5 protein-coding genes and 1 pseudogene are annotated in these 6,629 nt (G+C 72.9%); all 6 read left to right on the forward strand.

The annotated features are described in order from the left end of the window. Window positions 1-151 (forward strand): annotated as a pseudogene (locus tag EHS43_RS48265) (M56 family peptidase); the annotation flags it as partial. A 129-nt stretch (window positions 152-280) separates the two neighbouring features. Beyond that, a complete protein-coding gene (locus EHS43_RS33430) occupies window positions 281-1,600 on the forward strand; it encodes a hemolysin family protein (protein WP_125194405.1) in 1,320 nt (439 codons plus the stop codon). Continuing rightward, a complete protein-coding gene (locus tag EHS43_RS33435) occupies window positions 1,597-2,619 on the forward strand; it encodes a hemolysin family protein (RefSeq protein WP_125194406.1) in 1,023 nt (340 codons plus the stop codon). Before EHS43_RS33430 ends, EHS43_RS33435 begins: the two co-directional genes overlap by 4 nt. Before the next feature lie 144 nt (window positions 2,620-2,763). Next, on the forward strand, window positions 2,764-4,086 hold the full coding sequence (locus EHS43_RS33440; protein WP_125194407.1) for a hemolysin family protein: 1,323 nt from the start codon (window positions 2,764-2,766) through the stop codon (window positions 4,084-4,086). Then, entirely contained in the window at window positions 4,083-5,096 is a 1,014-nt protein-coding gene (locus EHS43_RS33445) for a hemolysin family protein (protein WP_125194408.1), read from the forward strand. Before EHS43_RS33440 ends, EHS43_RS33445 begins: the two co-directional genes overlap by 4 nt. Before the next feature lie 56 nt (window positions 5,097-5,152). Continuing rightward, window positions 5,153-6,577, forward strand: coding sequence for a rifampin monooxygenase (rox, locus tag EHS43_RS33450; RefSeq protein WP_125194409.1), 1,425 nt, complete (start codon window positions 5,153-5,155; stop codon window positions 6,575-6,577). The last annotated feature ends 52 nt before the right edge of the window (window positions 6,578-6,629 follow it).

Here is a 6,629-nt window from a genome sequence, read left to right on the forward strand (position 1 = left end):
CGCCCCCACGGCCCGCACCTGGCCCCCGCTGTGTACCGCGGTGGGCGCGGCGGCCTGGACGGCGGCCGCCGGTACGGCCCTCTCTGCGATGTCCTCCGCCAACTCCGCGCTGGCCCTGGCGCTGGTGCTGCGCGCTACGACACCGCTGTAGATTGCTTTGCCCGTCCTTTACTATTGGTACGACCTGCCCCGAGAGAAGGAGCCACAGTCCCGCAATGGGTGAGCCTCCCAGTACCAGCCCAGCCCCGTGCCGATCCGCCAGGGAAGCGGGTGCGACCCCGTGACCGAGACCCTGTTGCTGGTGCCGGCCCTGCTCCTCACCCTGGCCTGTGCCGTGTTCGTCGCGGCCGAGTTCTCCCTGACCACCGTCGAGCGCGGTGACCTGGAGCGGGCCGCCGAGGCCGGTGAGCGCGGCGCCGAGGGCGCCCTGAAGGCCGTACGCCGTCTGACCCTCCAGCTCTCCGGCGCCCAGCTCGGCATCACGGTCACCTCGCTGGTGATCGGCATGCTCGCCGAGCCCTCCCTCGCCGCGCTCCTCAGGGGCCCGCTGGAGGCAGCGGGCCTGGGCGGGGCGGCCGCTCCGGTGGCGACCGCGCTGGGTGTGGCCCTGTCCACCGTCGTCCTCATGGTGGTCGGCGAACTCGTGCCGAAGAACTGGGCGATCTCCCGCCCGCTGGCGGTCGCCAAGGTGGTCGCCGGACCGCAGAGCGCCTTCACCGCCCTCTTCGGCCCGTTCATCCGCCATCTCAACGACACCGCGAACCGTTTCGTACGACGCTTCGGGCTGGAGCCCGCCGAGGAACTCGCCTCCGCCCGCGGACCCGAGGAACTCGTCGCGCTCGCCGAGCACTCGGCCGCCGAGGGCGCCCTGGAGGCCGACTCCGCCGAACTGTTCGTGCGCACCCTGCACCTCGGCGAGCTGACCGCGGAGAACGTCATGACCCCGCGCGTCGACGTCCTGGCTCTCGAAGCGCACGCGACCGCCGCCGACGCCGCCAACCTCACCCACGCCACCGGCCTGTCCCGCTTCCCCGTCTACCGGGACAGCCTCGACGAGGTCATCGGCACCGTGCACATCCGTGACGTGCTCGCCCTGGACCCGGACAAGCGGGCCGCCACCCCGGTCACCGAGCTGGCCACCGCGCCCCTGCTGGTCCCCGACAGCCTCACCGCCGACCGCCTCCTGGAGCGGATGCGGGCCACCCGCACCATGGCCGTCGTCATCGACGAGTACGGCGGCACCGCGGGCGTGGTCACCGTCGAGGACATCGTCGAGGAGGTCGTCGGCGAGGTCCGCGACGAGCACGACCCCGTGGCGATGCCCGACCTGCGGCCCGCCGGCGAGCGGGCCTGGGACGCGGAGGGGTCCGTCCGCGTCGACCGGCTCGCCGGCATATGCCTCACCGCGCCCGAGGGGCCGTACGAGACGGTGGCCGGACTCGTCGCCACCCGGCTCGCGCGCATCCCCGCCAAGGGCGACGAGCTGGACCTCGACGGCTGGCGTCTGGAGGTCCTGGAGGTCGACCACCACCGCGCGGACCTGATCCGGATCACCGGACCCGCGCGCGTGCCCGCCCAGGCCCGTCAGGAGGCGCGATGACCACCGTCCAGCTGCTCGTCGGCGCCCTGACGCTGCTGACCAACGCCTTCTTCGTGGGCGGCGAGTTCGCCCTGATCTCCGTGCGCCGCAGCCAGATCGAGCCACGCGCGCGTGACGGCCACAAGCGGGCCCGGATGACCCTGTGGGGTCTCGAACACCTCTCCGCGATGATGGCCACCGCCCAGCTCGGCATCACCGTCTCCTCGCTGGTCCTCGGCGCGGTCGCCGAACCGGCCATCGCGCACCTGCTGGAGCCCGGCTTCGAGGCGGCCCGCATCCCGGAGGGCCTGGTCCACCCGATCGCCTTCGTGATCGCCCTGTCGCTGGCCACCTATCTGCACATGCTGATCGGCGAGATGGTCCCGAAGAACATCGCCCTCGCGGCCCCCGTGCCGACCGCGCTGCTGCTCGGGCCGCCGCTCGTGGCCCTCACGCGCGCGCTCAAGCCCTTCGTCTTCGGCATCAACGCCTTCGCCAACGCCCTGCTGAAGCTGCTGCGCGTCGAACCCAAGGACGAGGTCGAGTCGGTGTTCACCGACGACCAGCTCGCCCGCATGGTCGTCGACGCCAGCGAGGCCGGACTGCTCTCGCCCGCCGACGGCGAGCGGCTTCAGGACGCCCTGGAGCTGGGCACCCGGCCGGTCGGGGAGATCCTCGTGCCGGTCCCGGCCATGAGGACCGTCGACGCCTCGGTCACCCCGGCCCGCCTGGAGCGGGTGGCCGCCGAGGCGGGCTACTCCCGCTTCCCCGTCACCGGTCCGGACGGCACCCTGCTGGGCTATCTGCACATCAAGGACACCCTCGGCGTCACCGACCGCGACCGGCCCTTCCCGCGTTCCGCCCTGCACCCCGTCACCCGGGTCCGTATCGACACCCCGCTGGACGACACCCTCACCGCGCTGCGCGCCGACGGGAGCCATCTGGCGGCGGTGACGGGACAGACGGGGGCCGTCCTCGGCTTCGTGACCATGGAGGACGTCCTCACCGAGCTGGTCGGGCCGGCGCCGGCCGCCGCCTGAGCGCCGGCCGGGTCCGCCACCCGGTCGGCGGATCCGGGGGAACACCGCCTCCGTCCCAGCCGTTCACAGCGCACATCCCTACAGAAGGAGCAAGCCCGTGTCCGCCACCCCGACGGACTCCCGCCCCACCCGATCGACCCGCCGTTGAGTACCACGAGCGCCGTCCTCGGCCTGCTGGCCGTGTTCCTGCTGACCGCCGGCACCGGCTACTTCGTCGCCCAGGAGTTCGCGTACGTCTCCGCGGACCGGCTCGCCCTGTCCCGCGAGGCGGAGTCCGGCGACCGCAGGGCCGCCCGCGCGCTGAAGGTGCTGGAGCGGTTGTCGTTCATGCTCTCCGGCGCCCAGCTCGGCATCACCGTCACCGGTCTGGTGGTCGGCTTCATCGCCGAACCCTCGGTCTCCGCCCTGCTGGAGCCCGCCCTCACCGGCCTGGGCGTCCCCGAGGGGGCCGTCGGCGGGATCTCCGTCGTGCTGGCCTTCGTCCTGGCCACCGTCGTCCAGATGGTCCTCGGCGAGCTGGCCCCCAAGAACCTCGCGATCGCCGTGCCGGAGCGGCTCGCGAAGGCCCTCGCCCCCTCCACGCTCGGCTACCTCAAGGTCGTCGGCCCGCTGGTGCACGTCTTCGACGCGACGGCCAACCGCCTGCTGCGCGGGGCCGGCATCGAACCCGTCGAGGAACTCCACCACGGCGCCACCCTGGAGGAGCTCGGCCACCTCATCGGCGAGTCCCACGAACAGGGCGAGCTGCCCAGGGACACCGCCGAACTCCTCGACCACGCCCTGGAGTTCTCCGAGCGCACCCTCGACGAGGTGATGGTCCCGCGCGTCGACGCCGTCTTCGTGCGCAAGGACGCCACCGCCGCCGAGGCCGTCGACCTGATCGCCAAGCACGGCCACTCCACCTACCCTCTCCTCGGCGACCACCCCGACGACATCCCGGGCGTGCTGGGCGTACGCGAGCTGACGCGCCTGCCGGCCGCCCGGCTGACCAGCGCCACCGCGGGCGCCCTCGCCCGCCCCCCGCTGCTGCTGCCCGACAGCCTCCCGCTGCCCGAGGCGGTCGAGCAGATGCGGGAGCGGGACGACGAGTTCGCGGTCGTCCTGGACGAGCACGGCGGAGTCGCCGGCATCGTCACCTACGAGGACATCGCCGAGGAACTGGTCGGCGACATCGCCGACGAGAGCGACACGGTCACCGAGATCGCGGTCGCGGACGGACCGGGCTGGCTGGTGGACGCCGGCCGCCGTCTCGACGAGGTCGCCGAGGCGACCGGTGTCGAACTGCCCGAGGAGGAGGACTACGACACGGTGGCCGGCCTCATCGTCGACCGTCTGGGCCGCTTCCCGGCGATCGGCGACCGCGTCAGCGTGGACCTGCCCGGCGGCGGGTGCGCGGTGATCGACGTACGGAAGCTGAACCGGCACGTGCCGGACCGCGTCCGCGTGGAGAGGGTGGACTCGGCATGAGTTTCCCCATGGCGCTCTTCCTCACCGTCCTGCTGCTGATCGGCAGCGGCTTCTTCGTGGCCGCCGAGTTCGCGCTCGTCGCCGCCAAGCGGCACCGCATGGAGAAGGCCGCGGCCGAGGGGCGGCGCGGGGCGAAGGCGGCCCTGGCCGGGATGCGCGAGCTGTCGCTCATGCTGGCCGGCGCCCAACTGGGCATCACCGTCTGCACGCTGGGCCTCGGCTCGGTCTCCAAGCCCGCGATCTCCCACGAACTCGACCCGCTGCTGCACGACTTGGGCCTGCCGAGCGCGCTCAGCTACGGCGTGGCCTTCGTCGTCGCCATGATCGTCGTGGTGTTCCTGCACATGGTGGTCGGCGAGATGGCCCCCAAGTCCTGGGCGATCGCCCACCCCGAGCGCTCCGCGATGCTCCTCTCGCCGCCCTTCCGGGGTGTCGTCAAGGCGGTCCGGCCGCTGATCTCGGTGCTGAACAGGATGAGCAACGCGCTGGTACGGCTGTGCCGGGTCACCCCGCGCGACGAGCTGGCCGCCGTGCACAACCGCGAGCAACTCACCCATCTCGTCGAGGAGTCGCAGCGTCTCGGACTGATCAGCGACGTCGACTCGGAGCTGCTCACCCGTTCGCTCACCGAGCCCGAGACCCCGGTCGGCGACCTCCGCATCCCGGCCGCCGAGATCACCTCGGTGCCCGGCACCGCCGACCTCGAAGCCGTCCTGCGCACGGCCGCCGACCACGACCGCACCCGCATGCTGGTCCGCGAGGGAGACCTGGTGCTCGGCTCGCTGCACGCCCGGGACGCCCTGGTCGCCCGTGCCCAGGGCCGCACCGGCACCGCCCGCACCCTGGCCCGCCCGGTCCCGGAGATGACCGAGGACACCAAGGTCGCCGACGCGATCGAGCTACTGCGCCGCAACCGGGCGTCCCTGGCGGTCGTACGGGACGCGGCGGGCACGCTCACGGGCATGGTCACCCTGGACGACCTGCTGGCCCGCTATCTCCAGCCGTCCTGAACCGGGGCGCCCAGGACACGGCGCGGGTACATCGACGCACCATGGAGGGGGATCCGATGATCGACGTGATCATTGCCGGTGGCGGCCCGACCGGCCTGATCCTGGCCGCCGAACTGCGCCTGCACGGCGTACGCGTGGTGGTGCTGGAGAAGGAGCGGGAGCCCGTCCCGTACATCAGGGCGCTCGGGCTCCACGCGCGCAGTGTCGAGGTGCTGGACCAGCGCGGTCTGCTGGAGCGGTTCCTCGCGCACGGGAAGAAGTCCCGGGCCGGCACCTTCTTCGCCGGCGTCACCAGGGGCTGGCCCGAGCGGATCGACACCGCGCACGCGTACACCCTCGCCATCCCGCAGACCGTCATGGACCGCCTCCTCGCCGAGCACGCCGCCGAGGCCGGTGCCGAGATCCGGCGGGGCAGCGAACTGGTCGGGCTGAGCCAGGACGAGGACGGCGTGAGCGTCGAACTGGCCGACGGCACACGGCTGCGCTCACGTCATCTCGTCGGCTGCGACGGCGGCCGCAGCACCGTGCGCAAGCTGCTCGGCGTCGGCTTCCCCGGTGAACCGGCCACGCGCGAGGCGCTGTTGGGCGAGATGGAGATCACCGCGGATCCGGAGACGGTGACCGCCGTGACCGCCGAAGTCCGAGAGCGGGAGAAGTGGTTCGGCCTCGGACCCGTCGGCAACGGGGCGTACCGGGTCGTGGTGCCCGCCGGTGAGGTGCGCGAGGACCGCACGGTCGCGCCGACCCTCGACGACTTCAGGCGACGGCTCCGGGCGGTCGCCGGTACCGACTTCGGTGTGCACGCGCCGCGTTGGCTGTCCCGCTTCGGTGACGCGTCCCGGCAGGCCGACCGTTACCGGGTGGGCCGGGTGCTGCTGGCGGGCGACGCGGCGCACGTGCACGCGCCGGTGGGCGGTCAGGGCCTCAACCTCGGTATCCAGGACGCCTTCAACCTCGGCTGGAAACTGGCCGCCGAGGTCGCCGGCCGGGCCCCCGAGGGGCTGCTGGACAGCTACCACGCCGAGCGGCACCCCGTGGCCGCGGCCGTGCTGGACGTCGTCCGCGCGCAGTCCCTGCTGACGTCCCCCGAGCCCGGACCGCGGTCGGTGTGCGGGCTGCTGGCGGAGCTCGCGCAGTTCGAGGACGTGAACCGCCTCCTGATCGAGAAGATCACCGGCATCGGGATCCGCTACGACTTCGGCGCGGGCCACGAGCTGCTCGGGCGGCGCCTGCGGGACCTCACGCTCGGGCGAGGCCGCCTCTACGAGCTGATGCACGGCGGCCGCGGACTGCTGCTCGACCGGACCGGGCGCCTGTCGGTCGCGGGCTGGTCGGACCGCGTCGACCACGTCGTCGACACCGCCGAGGAACTGGATGTACCCGCGGTACTGCTGCGCCCAGACGGCCACGTGGCATGGGCCGGCGACGACCAGCACGAACTGCTGCCCCACCTGCCCCGCTGGTTCGGCGCACCGAGCTGAGGGGCGGTGCCCGCGAAGGTACGGGCGCGGCGGGCCTGGCGGGGGCAAGGGG

It is taken from the genome of Streptomyces sp. RP5T (assembly GCF_003933965.1).
In the GTDB taxonomy this organism is placed as follows: domain Bacteria; phylum Actinomycetota; class Actinomycetes; order Streptomycetales; family Streptomycetaceae; genus Streptomyces.